Source organism: Pseudomonas sp. IPO3747 (assembly GCF_013385245.1).
Taxonomy (GTDB): Bacteria; Pseudomonadota; Gammaproteobacteria; order Pseudomonadales; family Pseudomonadaceae; genus Aquipseudomonas; species Aquipseudomonas edaphica.
Map to the genome: position 1 here is coordinate 414,512 of NZ_JACAQL010000022.1, position 22,137 is coordinate 436,648.

General features: G+C 56.7%; 20 protein-coding genes. 10 read left to right on the forward strand and 10 right to left on the reverse strand.

Annotated features, from left to right (window positions below; all coding sequences use genetic code 11):
- The first annotated feature begins 93 nt into the window (after positions 1–93).
- Positions 94–1,128, forward strand: a complete 1,035-nt coding sequence (locus tag HX790_RS23355) for a histone deacetylase family protein (RefSeq protein ID WP_017135564.1) — start codon at positions 94–96, stop codon at positions 1,126–1,128.
- A gap of 216 nt (positions 1,129–1,344) precedes the next feature.
- Positions 1,345–2,760: an amino acid permease gene (locus tag HX790_RS23360; protein WP_017135563.1), complete on the forward strand. Its 1,416-nt coding sequence runs from the start codon at positions 1,345–1,347 to the stop codon at positions 2,758–2,760.
- Positions 2,761–2,947: 187 nt separating this feature from the next.
- Here the strand turns inward: HX790_RS23360 and HX790_RS23365 are convergent, their stop codons facing one another.
- The 3 genes from HX790_RS23365 to HX790_RS23375 form a co-directional block, all read right to left on the reverse strand.
- Positions 2,948–3,313 (reverse strand): response regulator, encoded by a 366-nt coding sequence (locus HX790_RS23365; protein WP_017135562.1) that lies wholly within the window; start codon positions 3,311–3,313, stop codon positions 2,948–2,950.
- 23 nt (positions 3,314–3,336) lie between these two features.
- Complete coding sequence (locus HX790_RS23370; RefSeq protein WP_099549820.1) at positions 3,337–4,776, reverse strand: ATPase domain-containing protein; 1,440 nt, start codon at positions 4,774–4,776, stop codon at positions 3,337–3,339.
- A gap of 204 nt (positions 4,777–4,980) precedes the next feature.
- Complete coding sequence (locus tag HX790_RS23375) at positions 4,981–6,231, reverse strand: MFS transporter (protein ID WP_176992246.1); 1,251 nt, start codon at positions 6,229–6,231, stop codon at positions 4,981–4,983.
- Positions 6,232–6,333: 102 nt separating this feature from the next.
- On the opposite strand from HX790_RS23375, the gene HX790_RS23380 reads away from it, so the two are divergent.
- Complete coding sequence (locus HX790_RS23380; protein WP_017135559.1) at positions 6,334–7,302, forward strand: AraC family transcriptional regulator; 969 nt, start codon at positions 6,334–6,336, stop codon at positions 7,300–7,302.
- 36 nt (positions 7,303–7,338) lie between these two features.
- On the opposite strand, the gene HX790_RS23385 is transcribed toward HX790_RS23380, so the two are convergent.
- The 4 genes from HX790_RS23385 to HX790_RS23400 form a co-directional block, all read right to left on the reverse strand.
- A complete protein-coding gene (locus HX790_RS23385) occupies positions 7,339–8,100 on the reverse strand; it encodes an SDR family oxidoreductase (RefSeq protein ID WP_176992247.1) in 762 nt (253 codons plus the stop codon).
- A gap of 29 nt (positions 8,101–8,129) precedes the next feature.
- Positions 8,130–8,957 carry a DMT family transporter gene (locus tag HX790_RS23390; RefSeq protein WP_099549822.1) on the reverse strand — a complete coding sequence of 276 codons (828 nt, stop codon included), beginning with the start codon at positions 8,955–8,957 and terminating at the stop codon, positions 8,130–8,132.
- A gap of 82 nt (positions 8,958–9,039) precedes the next feature.
- Entirely contained in the window at positions 9,040–9,936 is an 897-nt protein-coding gene (gene gcvA, locus HX790_RS23395; protein WP_176992248.1) for a transcriptional regulator GcvA, read from the reverse strand.
- Between the two features lie 390 nt (positions 9,937–10,326).
- On the reverse strand, positions 10,327–11,853 hold the full coding sequence (locus tag HX790_RS23400; protein WP_232626295.1) for an alpha/beta hydrolase: 1,527 nt from the start codon (positions 11,851–11,853) through the stop codon (positions 10,327–10,329).
- Positions 11,854–12,067: 214 nt separating this feature from the next.
- Here HX790_RS23400 and HX790_RS23405 point away from each other — a divergent pair, with 214 nt between their 5' ends.
- Positions 12,068–12,277, forward strand: a complete 210-nt coding sequence (locus HX790_RS23405) for a DUF3577 domain-containing protein (RefSeq protein ID WP_100219272.1) — start codon at positions 12,068–12,070, stop codon at positions 12,275–12,277.
- A 55-nt stretch (positions 12,278–12,332) separates the two neighbouring features.
- On the opposite strand, the gene HX790_RS23410 is transcribed toward HX790_RS23405, so the two are convergent.
- Entirely contained in the window at positions 12,333–12,830 is a 498-nt protein-coding gene (locus HX790_RS23410; protein WP_017135553.1) for a MarR family winged helix-turn-helix transcriptional regulator, read from the reverse strand.
- 197 nt (positions 12,831–13,027) lie between these two features.
- Here HX790_RS23410 and arsQ point away from each other — a divergent pair, with 197 nt between their 5' ends.
- From arsQ to HX790_RS23440, 6 genes are all read left to right on the forward strand, one after another.
- A complete protein-coding gene (gene arsQ / locus HX790_RS23415) occupies positions 13,028–14,233 on the forward strand; it encodes an arsinothricin export permease ArsQ (RefSeq protein ID WP_026013569.1) in 1,206 nt (401 codons plus the stop codon).
- A gap of 72 nt (positions 14,234–14,305) precedes the next feature.
- Positions 14,306–15,580 carry an arsinothricin biosynthesis radical SAM protein ArsL gene (gene arsL, locus HX790_RS23420; RefSeq protein ID WP_176992249.1) on the forward strand — a complete coding sequence of 425 codons (1,275 nt, stop codon included), beginning with the start codon at positions 14,306–14,308 and terminating at the stop codon, positions 15,578–15,580.
- Positions 15,581–15,591: 11 nt separating this feature from the next.
- Positions 15,592–16,473 carry a methyltransferase type 11 gene (locus HX790_RS23425; RefSeq protein ID WP_176992250.1) on the forward strand — a complete coding sequence of 294 codons (882 nt, stop codon included), beginning with the start codon at positions 15,592–15,594 and terminating at the stop codon, positions 16,471–16,473.
- A 16-nt stretch (positions 16,474–16,489) separates the two neighbouring features.
- A complete protein-coding gene (gene arsM, locus HX790_RS23430; protein ID WP_017135549.1) occupies positions 16,490–17,539 on the forward strand; it encodes an arsinothricin biosynthesis methyltransferase ArsM in 1,050 nt (349 codons plus the stop codon).
- A gap of 69 nt (positions 17,540–17,608) precedes the next feature.
- On the forward strand, positions 17,609–18,319 hold the full coding sequence (locus HX790_RS23435; RefSeq protein WP_017135548.1) for an aquaporin: 711 nt from the start codon (positions 17,609–17,611) through the stop codon (positions 18,317–18,319).
- 147 nt (positions 18,320–18,466) lie between these two features.
- On the forward strand, positions 18,467–19,021 hold the full coding sequence (locus tag HX790_RS23440) for an arsinothricin resistance N-acetyltransferase ArsN1 family B (protein ID WP_017135547.1): 555 nt from the start codon (positions 18,467–18,469) through the stop codon (positions 19,019–19,021).
- A gap of 152 nt (positions 19,022–19,173) precedes the next feature.
- Here the strand turns inward: HX790_RS23440 and HX790_RS23445 are convergent, their stop codons facing one another.
- Both HX790_RS23445 and HX790_RS23450 read right to left on the reverse strand, forming a co-directional pair.
- The gene (locus tag HX790_RS23445) at positions 19,174–20,016 is read right to left on the reverse strand and encodes a DUF1460 domain-containing protein (RefSeq protein ID WP_099549830.1); all 843 of its coding nucleotides are present in this window, start codon (positions 20,014–20,016) and stop codon (positions 19,174–19,176) included.
- A gap of 50 nt (positions 20,017–20,066) precedes the next feature.
- Positions 20,067–22,121 carry a prolyl oligopeptidase family protein gene (locus HX790_RS23450; RefSeq protein WP_176992251.1) on the reverse strand — a complete coding sequence of 685 codons (2,055 nt, stop codon included), beginning with the start codon at positions 22,119–22,121 and terminating at the stop codon, positions 20,067–20,069.
- Positions 22,122–22,137: the final 16 nt, after the last annotated feature.

Sequence of the window (22,137 nt, forward strand, 5' to 3'; positions counted from 1 at the left end):
GATAAATATACAAAATCACAAAAACAAAGCAAAGAAATCGCCTCCTGACCAGAACAGAATATTTGCACTGGCTCACATTAACGGATGCGCAGAATGTTTACAGTTTTCAGTGATTCCCATCGTCTGCACCATGGCACCGAGTTGAAGGATGGCGTGCTCAAGCCGTCGTTCGAGCAGCCCAGTCGGGCCGACACGGTTCACAACCGCGTCAAGCAAGTTGGCCTTGGCCAGATAGTCGAACCGCGCGCGTTCGACCGCTCGTGTTACGTCAACGCGCACAGCGAGCGCTACGTGAGCTTCCTGGAAAGCGCCTGGTCGCAATGGTGTGCCACAGGGCGCACCCATGATGCGCTGCCACTGGTGTGGCCTGTACGTGACTTGGCCAACGATCAGGTGCCCACGTTCATTGACGGCAAACTCGGCTTCTATGCGATGGATGCCGGCTCGCCGATCACTGCCACCACCTGGCAGGCGGTCAAGACCAGTGCCGATATCGCCCTGACGGGTCTGGCGCTTATCGATGAGGGCCATGACAGCGCCTTTGCCCTTTGTCGTCCGCCGGGCCATCACGCGGCGCGTGAATACATGGGGGGTTACTGCTATCTCAACAACGCGGCCATTGCTGCACAGCAGGCAATCACCCAGGGCGCCAAACGCGTCGCGGTGCTCGACGTCGATTTTCATCACGGTAACGGCACCCAGAACATTTTTTACCCGCGCAATGACGTGATGTTCATATCGCTGCACGGCGAGCCGGCCGTGTCCTATCCCTACTATTCGGGGTTCAGCGATGAAGTCGGCGCAGGTGTTGGCGAAGGGTTCAACCTCAACTACCCGCTGCCGAAAAACACCGCCTGGGATACCTACCGCGACGCCCTGCTGCATGCCTGCAGGAAACTCCATCAATTCTCGCCGCAGGTATTGGTGATCTCACTGGGGGTCGACACCTTCAAGGACGACCCGATCAGTCACTTCCTGCTGGAAAGCGAGGATTTCATCGGGATCGGCGAGCTGATAGCGAGTGTGGGTTGCCCCACCCTGTTTGTGATGGAAGGCGGCTATATGGTCGATGAAATCGGAATCAACGCGGTGAACGTACTGCATGGCTTCGAGAGCAAGCGCGCTTGAGCATCCGCCCGAAGACGGCGTGATCAACCTGAACATATAAAAAACCTGTTCCAGAGGCTTGATCAGCAGCCGACCAAAGCCGCCCCCAGGCATGTGCAAGGGGCCGGCGCTGTCCACCATAAACCAACACCGTCACCCGCCATTGCATCCTGACAATGGCGCTGACTATGCACTTTTCTGCCAAAACTCAAAAACATAAAATCAAGAGGTTTTGAAATGAAATCGAATCTATCAGAGCAGGTTGAGCAGCCTGCGCTGCAGCGCACGCTCAGCAATCGTCACATCCAGTTAATGGCAATGGGCGGAGCCATTGGTACAGGGTTGTTCATGGGCTCCGGAAAGATCATCGCCCTCTCCGGCACCTCGATCATTCTTATCTACATGATCATTGGCCTGTTCGTTTACTTCATCATGCGTGCCATGGGCGAAATGCTGCTTTCCAATTTGAATTTCAAGACCTTTGCGGATTTTGCCGGCGCCTACCTGGGGCCTCGCGCTGCATTTTTTCTCGGCTGGTCCTATTGGCTAAGCTGGAGCGTTGCAGTGATCGGCGATGCCGTCGTCGTCGGCGGTTTTTTCCAGTACTGGTTTCCCCATCTGCCTGCCTGGATACCGGCTATCGGGATGCTGGCGACACTGTTTGCCTTGAATGTGCTGACGGTCAGGCTTTTCGGTGAAGTCGAATTCTGGTTCGCGATCATTAAGATCATCGCCGTCGTAACGCTTATCGGGGTCAGCATCGTACTGATTGCCAGCTCGTTCGTTTCGCCCAATGGCGTCACCGCGTCGCTAAGCCATCTGGTGGATAAGCAGGCTGCATTCCCTAATGGCTTGCTGGGGTTTTTTGCCGGCTTTCAGATGGCGATATTCTCATTTGCCGGCACCGAGTTGATCGGCACCGCTGCAGCAGAAACCCGCGCTCCGCAGAGGACGTTACCCAAGGCAATCAACTCGATTCCGCTGCGAATCATCCTGTTCTACGTGTTGGCATTGGCCTGCATTATTGCCGTGACGTCCTGGCAACAGGTTTCACCGGTAAAAAGCCCTTTTGTCGAGCTTTTCCTCGTCGCAGGCTTTCCCGCAGCAGCCGGCATCGTTAACTTCGTGGTCCTGACATCCGCCGCGTCATCGGCCAACAGCGGCGTATTCTCCTCCAGCCGCATGCTGTTCGGGCTGGCGAATCAAGACAACGCTCCGGGTATTTTTCGGCGTCTATCGGGCAACAGCGTGCCTCTGTTGAGCCTGGCCTTCACGACACTGTTGATGCTGTCAGGTGTGCTCGTGCTGTTCATCGTTCCGCAAGTCATGACAGCTTTCACCATCGTTTCCACCGTGTCGGCGATCCTGGTGATCTTCACGTGGTCGACCATCCTCGCGTCTTACATTGCCTATCGCAAAAAACGTCCTGAGCTTCACGCCAAATCTGCTTACAAGATGCCAGGCGGCGTGCCAATGGCCTGGTTGTCACTGGCTTTTATGGGCTTCGTGCTCTGCCTGCTGGCATTGAGACCTGACACACGCGTGGCGTTGATGGTCATGCCGGGGTGGTTCATATGGCTGGCAATTGCCTATCAGCTGACACGTAGCAGGAAACCAAAAACCGCCGTTGAATCGGCAGGGCAATTCGGTTGAGTCAAAAGGCGTATTTCAACCGGCAACGACCACGGCAGAAAACCCCACACGTGCGCGTGTCAAAGGTTGATTAAAACAGAAGAAAATTGGACTCAAGGAAAACCTGATGACTACCGATCCAGGGCTGAGCTGCAGCCGGGCTAGCGGAGCCCGATCCCACGTGGCTCCGGGCAGGTAGAGGCAGTACTCACTGATCAGAGGCGAGTAGCCTTTTAACTTCGGCAATGATCAAGTCGATGTTGAATGGCTTCGCCAATACCGCATCAAACAGGTCCGATCTCTGCATACCGATGTGTGCCTGAGCACCGCTCATCAGGATGATCGGCAATTGATTAGCGCACGGGAGGGCTCGAACGGCTGTGGCAAATTCCAGGCCGTCCATCACGGGCATCATAAAATCGGTGATGATCAAGGCTGGCCGTTCTCTATCCAGCACTTCCAGTCCTTTTCGACCATTGCTGGCAGTCACCACCATGAACCCCTCATCCTCCAGCGCGAAGCTGAGAATGTCAGCGATCAAATACTCGTCATCGACGACCAGGATGGTGGTCATGTTAATTCAACCCACTCAAAAGCTTAAGAAAGTGAACCGGGCGATGTCCCAGTGGGGGCTGAAGGTTCATGTCTCGAAGCCTTTTTCAGGAAAACATCGCGATCTTGGATGACAACCTCAAATCTGGAGGGGTCATAAGAGCTATCTCGTACCTTAAGAATGGAAAGCGTCCTGCTTAGTTCAGAGTGATTCTCAGAGAAACGCATCAGCATCAAGTTATCGACGATGCTGGACAGGTCAGAGTTTGGCGCGCTGACCTCGGAGCCAAATAGATCACGCATTTCCCAGGACGCGAATACGGTTACGCCCCTGGAGCGCAGTTCATTCATCAGCGCACTCAAGAAGTCAGTAATTCGCGCCGGATTTGTAGAAACTCGTGTCATACCGCTAAGGCTATCGATGAACAGGCGCTTGATGCCCTTCTCTTCTACAAGACTCAACAAGCGTGCGCCCAACCCATCCAGCAACCCCTCAGTGGTAGGCTGCCAGGCAATGCTCAGGGCGCCGCTGTTCTCCATGCCTTGGATATCGATACCCAATGATTGGCCTTTGAGTCGCAACCGTTGCGGGCTTTCATAAAAGCCAAAATGCAGTCCTGGAGCTTCCACCGTCGACTCGGCCAGAAATTTCAGGCCCAGCGTCGTTTTACCAATGCCGGAGGGGCCCATGACCAGAGACACGCTGGAACTGTAAAGGCCGCCACCCAATATGCCGTCCAGCGAACCAATGCCACTGGCAATACGCGTCATGTCGGCGCTGTCGGGGGCGGACGGGTGGCTATAAAGGCTTTCGAGACGAGGGTAAACCACCAAGCCATTGTCGGTAATCTCACACTCATGAAGGCCTGTCATGGCTCCACTGCCGCGAGTTTTACGCAGTTGAATACGACGTACCGAGCGGGTGCCAAACAGCTCTTCGCCCATTTCAATGACGCCATCAACCATGGTGTGCTCAGGGCTGCCGTCGTCGAGACGGGAGCTGGTCAGAAATAGCACCGTGCAACCCGCGAAAGCGGCGTGCCCTTGCAACTCGGAAATGAATTTCTTGGTGTCGATGTGCGAGTCGGCTTTTGAGCGAGCATTAAGCAAGCCGTCTACCACCATCACTGTAGCTTTTTGGCGACTTATCTCGCGCCGAAGCAGTTTTACCACCTCGTCCAGCCCTTCGTTTTCCAACGTATCAAACGCGCTGACAAACTGAATGTCGGCGCCCACTTTGGATGCGTCGAAAAAGCTCAGAGTAGAAAGAAATTGAAACAGACGGTCGTGTGACTCGGCCAGCAGTGTGGCGACCAGAACCCGGCCTCCATTGTTCGCATGATGGAACCCAAGTTGGTTGGCCAGGATCGTTTTGCCAGAACCTGGCCGCCCCTGGATTATGTAGGAGGCGCCCGCGACCAGCCCTCCCTTGAGCAGAGCGTCGAGCCCTTCGATTCCACTTTGGAGGCGTTTTAGCTTTTCCACAATGCGACCCTGATCTGAAAAACAGGCTGTTTAAGCCGAGTGGTGGGAATGCTAACGCCATTTACGCTTTAGAGCCATTCAGACCTGGAGCGCGGTGGGTTAATCAACGGGAATGAAGTCCCAGATCATCTATCCCATGCGCGTATTGCGCAAGAAATGCTCAAGCACGTTACGAACGGGTTCGAAACGGTTTGGCTAACCGGATCAAAGATGCAACGCGGGCTTGGACTGGCGGATGCCATGGGCGGAGGGGACGCGAACACGCAGCGCGATCAGCAACGCGGCCAGCAGCATCAACACGGCCGCGGCTACAAATACGCCTGCGCTTCCACCGAGGCTGAACACCGCACCGCCAGCGGCGGCGCCCGTGGCAATGGCGGACTGCACCGAGGCCACCACCATGCCCCCGGCGCTTTCCGCCTGGTCAGGGACCGAGCTGGCGACCCAGTTCGACCACGCCACCGGCACGCCACCAAAGGCCAGGCCCCAGATCGCCAGCAGGACCGCCTGCCCCGGCACCGAGGCCGGCAACAGCACCAACGCCAGTGCGGCGACGCCGACCAGTGCGGGCATCAACACCAGCGTGGCCAGCGGGTGGCGCTCCAGCAGCCTCCCGGCCAACAGCGTGCCGACGAAGTTTGCGACACCGAACCCCAGCAGCATCAGTGACAGCCCTTGGGCGCCGATACCCGTAGTCCCCTCGAGGAAGGGCCGAACATAGGTGAACATCGCGAAGTGCCCGCTGTGCACCAGCACACAACCGAACATCCCCATGGCGATGCCCGGGCGCAGCAACACCTCAAGAACGGTGCGCAGGCGTGCCGGTCGGCGCGGCGCAAGGCGCGGCAGAGTGAACGCCTGAAAAGCCAGCGTGACCATGCCTACCGCCGCCGCCGCAAAGAACGCGCTGCGCCAGCCATACAGCCCACCCAAGTAGCTGCCCAGCGGTACCGCAACGACCGTGCCGATGGCGATGCCGCTGAAGATGATCGACAACGCCCGGGGCAACAAGGCACTCGGCACCAGGCGCATCGCTACTGCCGCCGCCATGCTCCAGAACCCGCCAAGGGCAATGCCCAGCAAGATACGCATCAACAACAGCACCACGAAGCTGGAGGAAACGGCGACCAACAGATTGGAGGCGACCATCAACGTGGAAAAACCCAGCAACACCCACCGTCGGTCGATGCCACGGGTCAGGCCTGGTACCAACAAGCCGGCGAACAACGCCACCACGGCCGTCACCGTTACTGCCTGGCCAGCCAGCGCTTCGGACACGCCCAGGTCAGTCGCCATCAGCGTCAACAAACTGGCTGGAAGGTACTCAGCGGTCAGTAATCCGAACACCCCCATGGCCAGGGAAAATACTGCCATCCACGCGGGGGTTGCAGGTTCTAGGTCCGAGTCGACGCCGCACGGGCTATCGGAAACGGTATTACACACACAGTCAGTCATTGCACGGATCTCCCAATCTTCATTGCGAGCCGCAGTCTAGGCACGGGAATCCGGATGATCTATGATCTAAAGTCTCTACTTTTTGATCAAAACACCTGAACGATGCCTACAGATCAGTTTGCGCTTTCCTCAGATCTCATCAACGAGCTGTTACGCGGCATGCGCCTGCGTGGGGTCGAATACCGGCGTATCCAAACGGGGCCGACCTTTGGTTTGGGCTTCGCGGAAAAACCCGGGCACGCCTGGTTCCACTTCATGGCCGTCGGCACTGCGGTGTTAAAGATGGAGGACGGAACCACCTACGCGCTGTCTGCCGGCAACGCCGTGTTTATTTCCCATGGCGCGGCCCATCAACTGTTTTCCCATACGGACGTGCCGGTTCAAGACATCGACCGTTTAGACGGCGCCCCTCTGGGCGACACCGTCAGCGCGGTGGATACCGGGACCGACGGCAGCCCTACGCCAAGAACTATTGTGTTCAGTGGCTGCATGGAGTTTGAACTGGGCAGCATCCATGGGCTTGGTCGGCTGATGCCGGGCCTGATGCTGATTGATGCCGGTGGCCAGCGTTACCCCGGACTGGTGCCGATCCTGACCACCATGGAACGCGAGGTCAGCGCCGCCCGTGTCGGCTTCGCTGGTATCCTCGCGCGGCTGGCCGACGTGGTGGCGGCCATGGTCGTTCGCGGCTGGGTGGAGTGCGCCTGCGGCAACGCCTCTGGGCTGGTCGCCGCCTTGCGCGATCCACGCCTGGCCGGTGCGCTGCTTGCGCTCCACCAACAACCGGGTCGCGAATGGACCGTTGCGCAGCTGGCCGAGCACTGCAATACCTCGCGCTCGGTGTTCGCCGAGCGCTTTCAAGTGACTATCGGCATGACCCCGCTGCGCTATGTCACCGAACTGCGAATGCGGCTTGCAAGCCAGTGGCTGACCCTCGAAAGGCTGCCGATTGAAGAGGTGGCGCAGCGCTTGGGCTATACCTCCCAGGCCGCCTTCAGTCGTGCATTCAAGCGCATTACGGGGCAGACACCGGGATTGAGTCGCAAGGTCAGGCAGCCCGCGCTGACTTGAACCGGGCGCAAGCAGCCGATGAGCCGTGGCGCCGGCTCATTTACCGCCCGTCACGTCGAGGAATGTACCGGTAACGAAGGATGCCTCCGCGCTCGCCAGCCATAGAATCGCGCGAGCCACCTCTTCGGGCTGACCACCGCGCCCCATGGGGATCGAATCCTTGACCCGATCGACCCGCCCCGGCTCACCGCCACTGGCGTGCATGTTGGTATAGATATGCCCGGGGCGGATACAGTTGACGCGTATGCCTTCGCGCGCCACCTCCTTTGCAAACCCAATGGTGAACGTCTCCAACGCGCCCTTTGACGCCGCATAGTCGACATACTCATTGGGGCTGCCGAGGCGCGCCGACGCCGAAGAGACATTGATCACCACACCGCCCGGGCCGTTGTGGCGGTAAGCCATGCGCTTCACCGCCTGTTGGGCACAGAGTATTGGCCCAATGGCATTGACCGCAAAGATGCGCTGCATCCGCTCCATGCCAAGGTCTTCCAGGCGAGACTGAGGCCCCAGCATCCCGGCGTTATTGACCAGCACGTCGATACGTCCGAACCTGCGGTCGATGGCCGCGAACAAGTCGGCCACCTGTTGCGGGTCGGCACTGTCGGCCCGCATCGCCAACGCCCGGCGCCCCAGTGCTTCTACATCCGCAGCCACGGCCAGCGCTGCGGATTCGTTGGCAACGTAGCAGATAGCCACGTCATAACCCCTTTCGGCGGCCAGCCGGGCGGTGGCGGCCCCCACTCCACGACTGCCACCCGTGATTAGAATCAGCGGTGCCTGCGAGACATTGACCATTGAACATAGCTCCTGAGCTGTTGGCTGTATCAGCCGATGATGAGCGTACCGCCGGCTATCACCACGCACGCCAGTATCCGGCGTGCAGTGAGCGTCTCGCCAAGAAACGCATAGCCGATCAACGCCGCGAACAGCACGCTGGTTTCGCGCAGTGCCGATACCGCGCCCAGGGGCGCTTCGTTCATGGCGTAGATGATCATTCCATACGCGAGCAATGAGACCAGGCCGCCGACCAACGCGGTCACTGTTCCGGGCCGGACGCAGAACAAGCTGCGGCTGTCGCGCAGGCCGATGTAGACCACCGGCATCAGCACGCCCCACAGGGCGCACATCCACACCGTGTAGGCAAGCGGCGCACCGGAGAGCCTCGCACCGATGCCGTCGACCACACTGTAGGCCGCGATAAAGCCGCCCGTTCCCAGCGCATAGGGCAAGCTGGGAACCGACAGACTGCGGCCTCTGAAAGCCAGCGAAATAATCCCGCCCGACACCAGCGCAATACCGACGAGCTCGCCGGGGGTGATGCTTTCTCCGGCAAACACGGCGGCACCAAAAGTGATCAGCACCGGCGACGATCCACGTGAAATCGGATAGACCTGCCCCAGGTCGCCAACCCGGTAACTGCGCACCAGAAACAGGTTGTAGCCCACATGCAGCAACCCCGACACCACCGCGTAGCCCCAACTTTCAATCGCCGGGGACGCCATGAATGTCGCAGCAACCACACTGGTGATGGCGATGGCGACGCACATCACCGTCATCGACCACAGCCGATCGGCGCCGCTACGCAGCAGCGCGTTCCAACTGGCATGCAGGAGCGCGGCGAACAGCACGAGGAACACGAGATGAATAGGCATGCGCCACTGTAGGCAATGCGGCGCCGGAGCTAAAGCGAAGTCTCCTCATTGCGCCATGAGCAGATGCTCATAACTCGCTTGTCTACGCCTGTACTTTCAGCGCCTCACTGACCAGCCATTGGCGAAAGCTGGCGATGTGCGGCTGCGATTCGATGCCCTTGGGGCAGACGAAGTAGTAAGCCAGCGGCGATGGCAGCGGTATGTCGAACAGCCGCACCAAACGGCCATCGCTGATTTCCTTCTCGACATGCCCGCTGCGCACCAATGCAACGCCCTGGCCGAGCAAGGCCGCCTCGACCGTCATGTTGGTATCGCCAAACCTGACGCTCTCCTTGAGCGGCAAATAGGCCAGGCCGACGGTTTGAAACCACACCTCCCACTTTGGCACCAACTCGGCGCCATCGCGCGTCAGCAGCGGGAAGTGCAACAAGTCTGCGGGGCTCTGCGGCGTCCCCACGCGTCGCAGCAGTTCGGGGCTGGCCACAGGGAATACCTGCTCCCCAAACAGGAACTCCGAATGCAGACCTGGGTAATTGCCCTTGCCCAGCCTGATCGCAACATCCGCCTGGCCGTGCGAGAAGTGGATGATTTTATCCGTGGTGTCCAGCGAGACCAACAGCTCGGGGCGCTGACGAGCCAGACGTGGCAAGCGTGGCAGCAACCATTTGAGCGCGAAGGAATAGGTGGTGCTGACGCTGAGTCGCACCCTGCCCTTTTGCTCGCGCAAGTCACCCAACGTCGCCTCCAGGCTGATGAAAAACTCCCGCACGATGGGCGCCAGCGTAGCCCCCGCCGCCGTGAGGCGTAACGCCTTGCCACGCTCAAACAACTGCACGCCCCAAAGCGCCTCCAGGTGCTTGAGCTGGTGACTGACCGCGCTTTGAGTCACATGCAACTCCTGTGCGGCGGCTGTAAACGTCGGGTGGCGGGTCGCAACTTCAAAAGCACGCAAGGTCGCGGTGGGCGGCAGATCTCTCATAGGGGCGGTATCCAGCGAGTTATCGGAAAAGCGTAGGCATGAACGTTAGCTCATGCAGCGGCGAAGTTCACTGTAAACGTCGCCTCCGTGACAGTACCGTGGCTCAATTCAAACTGAATACTCAAAAAGCATTTTCGGTTTTAACTTTCCTTCTCGCATTTGCCTGTGCCACCCAAAGCATACTAAGGCCCGCCATATGGAAAACAAACAGCCCTCCTCTTATCGAGCCAAGCAATTTTATTACTGCTCTAGCGCTACTGACTCAATCACCTTAGCGATTCAAGATCGCAACCGTATAACTTCTAGCAAACGTTAAAAAGACCAGGCAGGCAAAGCCTGCCTTACAGCTCTCAAAAAAATCGACGATACCAACCTCGCTCATAAGAACCATCATTTATTTACGGCATATTCCTCTATCAACTTCCACAGTAGACGCCCCATGGGCACGCGATAAATATCGCTATGCGCACCACCTCCTGATCCCGGAGAATTAAATTGGGTGATGCCGTCCGACACGTTTATATAAGAGACCTTCCGGACTTGCCGATTGCCATCGAATGGATCATTACAAGCTTGCCCCCCATGCTTGCAGATACTGAAGCTGCCTGCCGACGCTGCCGAAGTATCAGACGCGGTCATACAATTAAATATATCCTTATAAGGCGAATCGGGCGAGTCGCAAGCTTTATGATAAGAACTGATCGACCCTGCTGGTGACGTCCAAATGATAAATGGAGAGCCCACCGCACTGTCATTAGCCGCGGCAGTAAGTACCAACTGAGTGTTTTTTAACTTCGCATAATCACGGTAAGGAGCGCCCTCACTGCTCAAGCCAGCTACAAACCGATTGATGCTCATTGCACCTTGTAAAGCGACGGCGAGATCAACGGAGCTAGTCACCATCTTCTGATCAGGGAAATGGTTATCTATAGGTACCAGCGCAGGCGAACTGAAAACAGCCCTCGTCATTGCCCGAGCCCCAAAGCTATGCCCTAGTGCAACCACACGTGCGGGGCTACCTGAAGCGGCCAGGCTCTTGGGAATTGTCTCGTTCAGAATTTTATTGAGCCAAGACAATCCGACTTCATCTGCGTCGCCTGCCTTATTTGAGTAGCTCAATACGTTACCGGCAGAGTTCGACCAATAGGAAGGCCAGGTGACGCCAATCACTAGTGGCCTGAATGGTCCATTGATAGCTTTCTGTGTATCCAGTGCCTCCTTGCGATTGATCTCGTTTTCCTGGAGGCCTCGTTTGTCCTCAAGCGAGGCCGCAATTACGTTGCCGGTGAGGTCATTAAAGTTTCGGATTGCCTCTTGCTGAGAGGTATTCCAGCCCATAACAATAACCAGAATGTGCGTATAACTACCGTCGAGCAGGTCTTGCGTAAGGTTGGTTTCCAACGAGGCCAACGCGTACTTTCCATAGTCATACAATTGGTAGGCTTTCGCGTCCACCTTATCCAGGTTCGTGGAGATTCTGCAGGCGTGCCAATCGCTGATTTTAGCGAGGTCATAATCCTCTTTTATGAGTGCCAATGGTTTAGCGGCATAAGCGTTGTAAACAAAACAATGTGAGGTGGAAACGTAGGGCTTGGACAACACCGCAACGTTCTGGGTATAGCGATTCTGAACGATATGTGAGATGAACATTGCCTTCGGATCGTTGCGCTGAAATCTGCTGATAATATTGGACGTATCACCCGCACTCGTTTGCTCGCTGTTTATGTACTGACCACTTCTTACAAAACTTACCTGTGGGTAGGGCTTGGGACCACCCACTATCGATTGTGGGCTTTTTTCGAGCGCAACCACGTAACCTGGGTAATGCAAGGCGGTTCCGGACGGAAAATGCAAAACAGAATGGAAGTTCTTGGCATTGGAACTACCAACCTTCAGGCTCGTTTCGTACGGTTCCATAACTGATCGCTGGTCTGAACACGCAAAAAGTCCGATGCACCCCGTCAGAACACACACCCATTCAAGTTTTTGCATAGTATTCCCCAGGCTCGTAAGTGGTCTGCAATCGTTGAACTATGTAAATGCCCTTATGCCGTGAGTGTGGTTAATCACCGCATAGCAGGATGACTATAGTTCGCAGAATTCAAGAACGCTCATCGCTCTTAGAGGGTGAATGCCCTCTCCTATCTGGATCTCACGATCCACAACCCCAACGGGACTGGGTGGCTTGGCTGGGGATCTGGTTCATCGTTGCGCTGAAGCCGAGGCCGCTGCACGCAACGTATTGATCGGTTTTCGCCTGGGCGATGTGTGGGCGGATGTTTTCACTGATGCCAAATACAAGCTTTGGATCATGTACAGGGATAGAACCACTACCCTTTGATAGTTACTGCCTAGCTAGACCTACCTACAACCGGTTGCATTACTGAACCTGTAAATCAGCAGCATTTGCTTGGCAGGTACTCGTCACGACTGAAGTCTTTCAAGCCGCAGCGTTGTTCTGTGGCGTTGGCGAAACGGCGAAGCATTTGTATCGCCCCGTCACGTGCTTCTTTCGACAAATCACAGGCAAGATCGCGAGCTTCTCCCACCAAATCCGACCGAATACTTTCATAGATGGCCGTGCCTTCTGGTGTAACTGTAATGGCTAACGCTCGGCCGTCCGTTTCGTCGGGTACGCGGCGCACCAGCCCTTGTTTGGCAAGTGAGTCCACCAGCCGGCTGGCATTGCTCTTGTCTAGATAAAGCTCACTCGCCAGCGATTGAACGCGAACAGGCCCAGCCTTTATCACGTGCTCCAGCGCGTAGCATTGAGTTACGGATAACCCTTCGCAGCAGCTGCGGTCTCTGTCACGAAACTGGTAGACGCGAACCAAGTGACTAAGCGCTTCGTAAAGCTGTTCGGCATCCTGGTCGATCTGATCAATCTTTGTCATAGCACTCGGCTCGCAATTCCGGGGAAACGCTAATAACACCTTAGCACCCGAAGCGACACATTTTTTTGGGTATAAGCCCTAGCAAAATTGTTCCAATATATTAGTTGCGACTCGCAACGTATTTTGCGATTGTGGACTGAAGGCAAGGCCTGCGGCCCTATCAAACGGCAATTCCGGTAGCTTTCGGAGACACAAGGATGTTGGTAGAAGCGCTTAGGACGAAAACAGGTTCCCGTTTACGGAACCTATGGAGCAGCGTTTCCATGCCTCTCCCTGTCGCAATGCTACTGGGCGCGATTCTAATCCCTCTTCTTGCCGGCACTAGCAGCGGTGACGTATTTCAATCGCTGAGCGAAGGCTTCGCAAACAACCTCGGCTATTTCGCCATCGTCATCCTGAGCGCGTTTTTCATTGCCGGATGGATCTCGACGCAAGGCAGTGTGTCTTTTGGAAAATTCGGTATCTCTCTATCACCCCTTTTGGGTGCTGGGATGGTTTGTCCCGATACGGCCTACGCCTCTCTTGCTCCCATTGCGGGGCAACACAGGAAATACATCGCCATAGGATGCTACTCAGGGTTCAAGCTGCTGATGCCCGCAGGCCCGCTGATCATCGGGATTGGGCTGGGAGCCAACACTCATGACCCAAAGTTTCTGTATCTAGGGTTGCTGCTCACCGTCGTCACGTGGATAACTGGAACGATCTGGACGTACTGGACGACTCGCACAGACTTTTCATTCCCCCAGAATTCGACGGCCCCGACCGTGCCTCAGGACTCGGTTTTCAAAGTAATTCTGCCTCTGGCAGTATTTTTCGCGCTCCTGGTCGCCGGGTACACCCTCACAAAGAACCAGCACTCTGTAATCGAGTTCTTTACTACGCCCGCCGGTGCGCTGATCGCCACATCGTTATTGATCGCGATTAGCTGCAAACCTGGTGAGGTTCAAGATCTGCTCTCCAAAGCGATGCGTAGAACCAGCTCGCTACTGTTCACCATCGGCTGTGCATCTGCGTTGGGGCAGGCCCTTGGTAGGGTGCTTCCCAAGGATCTGATTCAGCAGGCATTCAGCGCGTCGGGCAGCACCACGCATATTCTGGTTGCGGTGTTCCTGTTGGCAGCGGTATTCAAAACACTGAATGGTTCTTCGCTTGCGACCTTCGCTGCCATCCCTCCTGTTCTCTCGCCGATCCTGGCGTCCAGCGGGGTGGACTTGATGAGCGTCACATTCGCCGTGTGTCTCGGATCCTTTGTCGCCATTCTCCCTAACGACAGCTATTACTGGCTGGTCAAATCGGACGCTTTTCCCGAATACAGCACCGGCAGATACATGCGCTTGGTGACAGCAGGCTCAGTTCTACAAGCATTCATAGGGCTGGCAGTTCTTCTGCTGATATCGCCTTAACTTCGAATTCCTACAAAACCAACAGTGACTCCAGTCACCGAATTGTCGTGCCTGAACTCAAGGAGAAAGAGAATGAATTATCTGGTCGCCAGTACATTCGAAGGGGGGTATCAACCGCTCAACGCGATATCTGCAACCACAGCCCTACTCGATGCAGATATCGACGCGCAGCTCATCGATATCTACGTCGAGGGACTTTCCCTGGAGAGATTCAGCGACGCAGATGTGGTCTTCATCTGCGTACCGCTTTTTGACTCTCTGACTGCGGGAACGCAGTTGGCCAAGCAGCTTAAAGAAGCGAAGCCCTCCCAAAAAGTTTGCTTCTTCGGTCAATACGCGACCATCAATGCAAAAAGCCTGGCCTCCAAATACGGTGACTATGCAATCGCAGGCGAGTGTGAAAAACCTATTGTCAGCTTGGCCAAACATCTGAGTGGCGAACAGGACCAAGATCTGCGCGGAGTGATCGATCGGACTCGCGGCCTTTCCAGTGAGATCGTTGTGCCTCAGTTGATCCGTGACGGATTCCGCCTGCCGCGCAGGGACCTGGCACCGCCTCTACACAAATATCCGCAACCTCAGCTGGAGAAGTTGCTCGGCGAAAAGAAAGTTGTGGGTGGGGTCGAAGGGTCGCGCGGATGTCACCATAAGTGTTCCTACTGTTCGGTGTATGCGGCCTATGACGGCAAGGTGCTTTTGGTCTCCGACGATCTCGTTGAGCGCGACGTGGCGAACCTCGTTGCACAGGGCATGACTCACCTCACGTTCACGGATGCCGATTTTTTCAATGCCAAGAAGCATGGTTTGAAAATCATCCGGACTCTGCATTCGCAGTTCCCTGATCTCACTTATGACTTCACCACTCGCGTGGATCATATTCTGGAGAACAAGGACGCCATCACAGAAATGGGGCAGCTCGGGCTTGCCTTCATCACCACCGCGCTGGAGTTCCCCAAGCAGGAAGTTCTCGACCAGGTCTTCAAGGAAATGAACGTGCCCATGATCGAGGAGGCGTTGGCGTTTCTGAAAGAGGCCAGCGTCAAGGTTAACCCGACCTTCATCACGTTCAACCCTTGGGTGAGCCTTGAGGACATGGCCGAGCTGCACGATTTCATTGCTCGCAACGAGCTGGAGAACATCGTCGACCCCATTCAGTTTGAAACTCGGCTGCATCTCTACAAGGGCTCACCGCTGCTCAACAACGACACGGTGAAGGAACTGCAGTTGGAGGAGCACGAGTTTCACTTCGACTGGCAGCATTCGGATTCCCGCCTGGACAAGCTCTTCATGGACTCGGTCACACCGCCAGAAGCAGGTGTGTTCAAACGTTGCTGCCTGAAATGCTAAGGAGATAATAGATGTCGTCACTTACTTTGTTGCAGGCGGCTCTCAGGCTGGCCAACCAAACCGATGGTCTTCAGGTGCCGGGCCATATTGCTTGGCGCGCTCATAACGAGTCGTTGAGCAGGTCGCTCAAGAACGGCAAAGACACTCTTTTCATCTGCTCCGCGAGCCGCAATGACGAACTCACAGCCCAGTATGGGCAAGCTCAGGGCGTAGTGTTCAGTCCGAGTTCGGACGAAGCCAACTCCACTGCGGCCGTGTTCGCGAACATTTACTGGGAAGGGTTCAATGCCGAGCCCGAGTTTGGCCGAATCGCGCAATCGCTCTGTGAGCGACTGCAACGTCATGGTCGACTGGTATTTCCGGCGATTCTGTCTGATGAGGAAGCCGTAGCGCTCCGGGCCTTCACTGTTGAGGGGTTGGAGTGTAATAACGCACTCACCGAGTCTGCTGTTGCCGAGCAGCTCTGCGAGGCGGGCTTCCATGGCATCACCTATGAGCTGGCATCCGAGGTGCCTGTCTCCATTCAGGACGGCATTGAGTTCCGCCTGTTCACCGTGAGCGCATACAAGGGTAAGGCCGGCGTGTGCCTCGACCAAGGGCATGCCGTTATCTACAAAGGTCCTTGGAAACATACGGTCGACGACGACGGCCATACCTACCAGCGCGGCGTCCGTACCGCGGTGTGCGAGAAGACCTTCAATCTGCTGATGTCAGCGCCTTACCAAGGCCAATTCATACCAGTGCGCTGCTATGTCGAGCCAGACTTGGACAAGAGCGGCTTCTTCGACTGCAACACGCCTTCAGTTCGAGACCCCAAGGTCACCAAAGGGCTTGTGCCCATCGCAGGCTCAGCCGAGGAATCGTGCTGCGCTGATGGTAGTTCGTGCTGCTGAACGGGAGATGTGAGCAATGACTTCTGCAATTGAAAACACAATCATCGCGGACTACACCGAAGCGTTGAGCAACGGCAACGTTGTCCTTGAATCGCAGCTGACTGAGAGCTGCTGCAGCGACGCTTATGGTGCCCAGTACCTGAAGAACATTCCAAAGCGAATCATCGAAGCCAACTTCGGTTGCGGTAACCCGACCAAGTATGTGCGCGAAGGTGATGTCGTCCTGGACTTGGGCTCAGGGGCCGGTCTGAATTGCTACGTCGCTGCCCAAATCGCCGGTAGTAACGGTGCTGTCTTTGGTATCGACATCAACCCAAGCATGTTGCAGATCGCTCGTGAAGAAGCGAAGGCGTTTCAGAAGGCAACGGATAGCGCACCTTTGCGTTTCTACCAGGCCTCCGCGAGCAACTTGAAAATCGATCAGGAGCTGGCCGAGGAACGCCTGCGTACAGAGCCTTGTGCTGATTGGGCATCGTGGAAAAACTTCGAGCAGTTCATCAGCGATAGCTCCCAGTCCAAGCCTCTTATCGACAGCCAGTCTGTCGATCTGGTGATCTCGAACTGCGTGATCAATCTAGTTGGTGAGACCGAAAAGCAGAATGTTTTCGCCGAAATTTATCGGGTACTGAAACCAGGTGGCCGTTTTGCAATTTCTGACAACGTCTCAGATATCGCCATTCCTGACGAATTGAAACGAGACACCAAGCTGTGGTCGGCCTGCTACTCAGGCGTACTTCAGGAGCAGGAGTTCTACAAGCAGCTTCAGGAAGTCGGTCTCACGGGAATAAAGATTGAGGCCCGGAACGACGCCTCAACCAAGCGAATTGGCTCTGTCCGGTTCTACTCCGTCACTGTCACCGGTACCAAACCCGAAGTTCAGAATGGGACACCTGCAACGGTGATCTACCGAGGGCCTGGCCGCGAACTCACCGGAGATAGCGGCAGAGTTTACAAGCGTGGCGTGCCCACGGAGTTAGCCTCACAGGATGCCTACCTTTCCGCAGGCGATGCGCTGTATGTCGTGGAGGGAAGTCAGCCCGTTAAGCCCAAGTCCTGCTGCTCGTAACAGCGTCTGCGGCTACGAGCCATCTCAGTAGCCGCTACCCCTAAAATCTCTCCTCATAGAGCCTATCCAATGAGTACTTCACGGAAGATCTTGGCTGAGTTTCTCGGTACAGCAGTTCTGCTGTGCACCGTAGTTGGTTCTGGAATCATGGGTCAGCGCCTGGCCAACGGTAACGATGCGCTAGCGCTTCTTGCCAATGCGCTGGCAACTGGCACGAGCTTGTATGTACTGATCGTGTGCTTCTCCACTTTTTCGGGTGCGCACTTCAACCCGGTAGTCTCTGTAGTCGACTATTTGCGCGGAGGACTGAGCAGCAAGCAACTGGGCCCCTACGTGGTAGCTCAAACGATGGGTGCGATTTTCGGTGTATTCGCCGCGCACTTGATGTTTGAGCTGCCCTTGGTCGAGTTCTCCCACCACGCTCGCACAGGACCCTCGCAGTGGTTCAGTGAGTACCTGGCAACGTCGGGATTGGTACTGACAATTCTGCTGTGCGATAAATATCACAAAGCAAAAGTGCCTCAGGTAGTTGCCGCGTATGTTGTCGCAGCCTACTGGTTCACGTCCTCCACGAGCTTTGCGAATCCGGCAGTGACCATTGCTCGCGGGTTCACCGATACATTCTCGGGAATACGTATTTCAGATGCTGCACCCTTCATTATTTCGCAGTTCTTTGGCGGGCTGACTGCACTATTCCTGGCGAAGGTTCTTGGGGGGAAAGAAGTGATCGTGGACATCCCGCAGCCAGGCCTGCAGGAGCAGAAGCTCCCTATACAGTGATCGAGCCTCGCTTCGATTCGCGGATGTGATGAAGCTTTTCAAAAGGGTGATATACGAATCCAGCGCGATATTCTGATCCCGGTTGATGCCTTGCATGGTTCAGCCCGGACCAGCCACGGTTCATTATGGCAAACAGCAAGGAAAAACATGAATTACAACGTTAGGGTTGCAACACCCGCTGATGCCTCTGCCATCCAGGCTATCTATGCGCCTATGGTGTTGGACACCGTCATCTCGTTTGAGCTGGCACCACCGACAATCGACGAGATGGCGGAGCGAATTGCAGTAACCCTGCGGACGTACCCCTATCTGGTTGCAGAGATGGGCGGCAAGGTCGTTGGATACGCTTACGCAAGCCAGCATCGAACTCGAGAGGCCTATCGCTGGTCGGTAGACGTCACCGTCTACGTTGACCCCGCCGTGCACCGACGAGGGATAGCTCGTGCGCTTTATCAGCAGCTACTTCCCCTTCTTGAGAAGCAGGGGTTCCATGCGGCCTATGCTGGCATCGCATTACCCAATGCGGGGAGCATAGGCCTCCATGAAGCGCTCGGTTTTACTCATATTGGTACTTACCCTGAAGTTGGGTACAAACACGGTCAATGGCACAGCGTGGGCTATTGGCGGGCGCCACTTTGTGCGCAGACGCCCCCACTGGAAATCACCCCGTTTCGCGATATGAAGAACTGCGCACCTGCTTGAGCTTGGTTGCTCGATTGCATTGCCGGGAAGCTTCTCTTCGTCAATTTTTTTGGAACCCCGATAGCCTGTAACAAAACCCATAGAGACCCAAGTTCAAGGTTGCCGATCCACCGCGTTTGCGGCCTCGCGCGCTAAAGCCCTACTTCGCCCACCTACTCCTTCGCCCTCAGCACAACAATCCCCGGCGTGTTGGCCACATACGCCAGAAACGGCGAATCCACCACCTTCTGGCTGCCTGAATGTGAGGACGCATTGCGCAGTACGGGGCCTTTGTCCGTCATGATAAAGAACCCCACATGGGTCACATCCAGCCCGGCCAAGGGCGTATAGATGCCAATAAAATCGCCCTCGTGCAGGCGATTGATGACCTTCTTATCGATAAAACCGGCAGGAATGTAGGTGACCGTACGCTGGACCACCGGCAGGCCAGGCAAGTAGGTACTGCCGTCGGCTTTTTGGTTGAGGCGTTTTTCGCGGCGAACGGCATGGGCACTTATCTGCGCGGTGATGTCTTGCGCCGGCTTATACGTGCCGCTGTAGGCCCAATCCGTGTAGAAGTGCTTACGGCTCAGAAAGTCGAGATCGCCATCAACATAACGCGTGCGCAGCAGGTTTTTCATAAAGTCGGGTTGTGCTGCCGATTGTCGCAGGGCCTCGACGTAATCCAGGTAGGTAAAGCAATCCAGGCCTCGAAAATCGACCACCAACTGTTCGGGCGTGCTCAGTGAGCCCTGTAACTTGTTGGCAACATAGGGCGTGCCTAAAAAGGCCTCCGAGATCAGGCCGATCTGTTGGCCCGCGGGAAGCAACCGGTAGTTTGGACGCTCTTGGAGAATCGCATTGAGCTTCTCAACGGTGTAAGGATCCAGCGTCGCACCGGACGTCAGCGCTGCATTTTGCTGACGTTCGAGCGCATGATTTCCAGTGGTTGCGCCCGACGAGCCGCAACCCGCCAACAGCATCGACATCAAGATAAAAACATAGGGTGTGCGCATCTGACTCTTCACTTATCCAAGGGGCATCCGATCATACCTGCCAGCGCAAGTCAGCCGTGGCCGGCGCTCAAGCGCTCCCACAGAAAGCCATAGACCAGCGCTTTCATGTACGCACTCTGGGCATTATCCGCCGCGCCGCCGTGGCCGCCTTCGATGTTTTCGTAGTACGTCACGTCCTGGCCGGCATCGATCATTTTGGCCGCAAGTTTACGGGCATGGGCCGGGTGTACGCGGTCATCGCGGGTCGAGGTGGTGAACAGCACCGGCGGGTAGGTCTTGGCCGGGTCGAACAGGTGGTAGGGTGAAAACGTCTGGATGTAGGCCCATTCTTCAGGCACGTCCGGGTTGCCGTACTCTTCCATCCATGAGGCGCCCGCCAGCAAGTGGTGATAGCGCTGCATGTCGAGCAAAGGCACCTGGACGACCACGGCCGCGAACAACTCGGGGTATTGGGTGAGCATATTGCCGGTCAACAGGCCGCCGTTGCTGCCACCTTGCACGGCCAGGTGCCGGGGCGAGGTGATGTTGCGGTTGATCAGGTCTTGCGCCACGGCGGCAAAATCCTCATAGGCGCGCGCACGCTTGTGCTTGAGCGCCGCCTGATGCCAACGCGGGCCGTATTCGCCGCCGCCGCGAATATTCGCCACGGCATACACACCGCCTTTGGACAGCCAGGCGCGGCCCAGCCCGCCGGAATACTCCGGGCACAGCGACACTTCAAAACCGCCATAACCGTAGAGCAAGGTCGGCGCGTTGGCGTTGTACTGCAAGCCCTGTTCGTGCACCAGGAAATACGGCACGCGGGTGCCGTCCTTGGACACGGCAAAATGCTGTTCAACCTCATGCCGGCTCGCATCGAAGAACGCCGGCATGGCTTTGAGCACTTCAGGTTGCGCGTCAAGGTCGGCCAGTGACAGCGTGACCGGCGTGAGAAAACCTCGGGTGACCATCCACACGGCGTCGCTGTCATCGCTGTCGACGGCGCTCACATCCACGGTCGCCATCGCCGGCGCGCCGATAAATGCGCTGCGTGCCCAGCCTTGTGGGCCCGGCGTCAGCACGCTGAGGCGGTTTCTGACGTCCTCCAGCACGTTGAGTACCAAGTGGTTGCGGGTCCAGTCCATGCCGGCCAGCGAGGTGCTGTCCGATGGTTCGAACAACAGGTCGAAATCCCGCGCGCCGGCCATGAAGCGTGCAAAGTTGATCGCCAGCAACGAGCCAGCCACATAGCCATCACCCACTGCCCAATCATCACGCAATTGCAGGAGCAACCAGTCTTTGTGCACCGACTTGTCGGCCGAGTTCGGCGCGTCGATTTTGCTCAGCGTGCCATCCGGGGCGCGCAGGTACAGCTCGTTGTTGTAGAACGCCAGGGTGCGGCTGACGAAATCACGCTCGTAACCCGGCGTGCTGTCGTGCATCGCCGCGATATACATATCGTCGTGCCGGCCTTCGTAGACGATCGTCGCGGCACTCAGGGGTGTACCGCGCTGCCACTGCTTGACGATGCGCGGGTAACCCGAGCGGGTCATGCTGTCTGCACCGAAGTCGGTAAACACATACACGTTGTCGTGGTCGATCCAACCCAGCCCGCCCTTGGATTCGGGCAACTCGAAGCCGTCATTGACCCAGGCTTTTTCGACCAGGTCGAATTCGCGCGTGACACTCGCGTCCGCACCACCGCGGGACAGTGCAACCAAGGCGCGTTGATAGCCAGGGTGCAGGCAGTCGGCGCCGTGCCATACCCAATTCTCACCTTCCCGGGCATTCAACGCGTCGATGTCCAGCACGGTTTCCCAGGCCGGTTGCGCCTTGCGATATTGCGCCAGCGTGGTCCGCCGCCACAGGCCGCGAGGGTGGGCGGCGTCGACCCAGAAGTTGTAATAGTGGGCGCCGATTTTTTCCACGTAAGGGATATTGCTGTCCGAATCGAGCACCGCCAGCAGGTCGGCCTGCATCGCCTTGAAAGGCGCGGATTCGGCGAGTCGGGCGTGGGCCTTGAGGTTTTGTGCGCGCACCCAATCCAGCGCCTGCGTGCTGTCGACGTCTTCCAGCCAAAGGTAAGGATCGTCGCCCGTGGAAGGCGGTGTCGGGAGGTTTGGCATCTGCGCATCCTGTGGA

What these genes read in the sequence shown, in the direction of transcription:
- HX790_RS23355 (WP_017135564.1), top strand. Translation starts at nt 94, where the DNA reads ATGTTTACAGTTTTCAGTGATTCCCATCGTCTGCACCATGGCACCGAG.
- HX790_RS23360 (WP_017135563.1), top strand. Translation starts at nt 1,345, where the DNA reads ATGAAATCGAATCTATCAGAGCAGGTTGAGCAGCCTGCGCTGCAGCGC.
- HX790_RS23365 (WP_017135562.1), bottom strand. Translation starts at nt 3,313, where the DNA reads ATGACCACCATCCTGGTCGTCGATGACGAGTATTTGATCGCTGACATT.
- HX790_RS23375 (WP_176992246.1), bottom strand. Translation starts at nt 6,231, where the DNA reads ATGACTGACTGTGTGTGTAATACCGTTTCCGATAGCCCGTGCGGCGTC.
- HX790_RS23380 (WP_017135559.1), top strand. Translation starts at nt 6,334, where the DNA reads ATGCCTACAGATCAGTTTGCGCTTTCCTCAGATCTCATCAACGAGCTG.
- HX790_RS23385 (WP_176992247.1), bottom strand. Translation starts at nt 8,100, where the DNA reads ATGGTCAATGTCTCGCAGGCACCGCTGATTCTAATCACGGGTGGCAGT.
- HX790_RS23390 (WP_099549822.1), bottom strand. Translation starts at nt 8,957, where the DNA reads ATGCCTATTCATCTCGTGTTCCTCGTGCTGTTCGCCGCGCTCCTGCAT.
- gcvA (WP_176992248.1), bottom strand. Translation starts at nt 9,936, where the DNA reads ATGAGAGATCTGCCGCCCACCGCGACCTTGCGTGCTTTTGAAGTTGCG.
- HX790_RS23400 (WP_232626295.1), bottom strand. Translation starts at nt 11,853, where the DNA reads ATGGAACCGTACGAAACGAGCCTGAAGGTTGGTAGTTCCAATGCCAAG.
- HX790_RS23405 (WP_100219272.1), top strand. Translation starts at nt 12,068, where the DNA reads ATGCCCTCTCCTATCTGGATCTCACGATCCACAACCCCAACGGGACTG.
- HX790_RS23410 (WP_017135553.1), bottom strand. Translation starts at nt 12,830, where the DNA reads ATGACAAAGATTGATCAGATCGACCAGGATGCCGAACAGCTTTACGAA.
- arsQ (WP_026013569.1), top strand. Translation starts at nt 13,028, where the DNA reads ATGTTGGTAGAAGCGCTTAGGACGAAAACAGGTTCCCGTTTACGGAAC.
- arsL (WP_176992249.1), top strand. Translation starts at nt 14,306, where the DNA reads ATGAATTATCTGGTCGCCAGTACATTCGAAGGGGGGTATCAACCGCTC.
- HX790_RS23425 (WP_176992250.1), top strand. Translation starts at nt 15,592, where the DNA reads ATGTCGTCACTTACTTTGTTGCAGGCGGCTCTCAGGCTGGCCAACCAA.
- arsM (WP_017135549.1), top strand. Translation starts at nt 16,490, where the DNA reads ATGACTTCTGCAATTGAAAACACAATCATCGCGGACTACACCGAAGCG.
- HX790_RS23435 (WP_017135548.1), top strand. Translation starts at nt 17,609, where the DNA reads ATGAGTACTTCACGGAAGATCTTGGCTGAGTTTCTCGGTACAGCAGTT.
- HX790_RS23440 (WP_017135547.1), top strand. Translation starts at nt 18,467, where the DNA reads ATGAATTACAACGTTAGGGTTGCAACACCCGCTGATGCCTCTGCCATC.
- HX790_RS23445 (WP_099549830.1), bottom strand. Translation starts at nt 20,016, where the DNA reads ATGCGCACACCCTATGTTTTTATCTTGATGTCGATGCTGTTGGCGGGT.
- HX790_RS23450 (WP_176992251.1), bottom strand. Translation starts at nt 22,121, where the DNA reads ATGCCAAACCTCCCGACACCGCCTTCCACGGGCGACGATCCTTACCTT.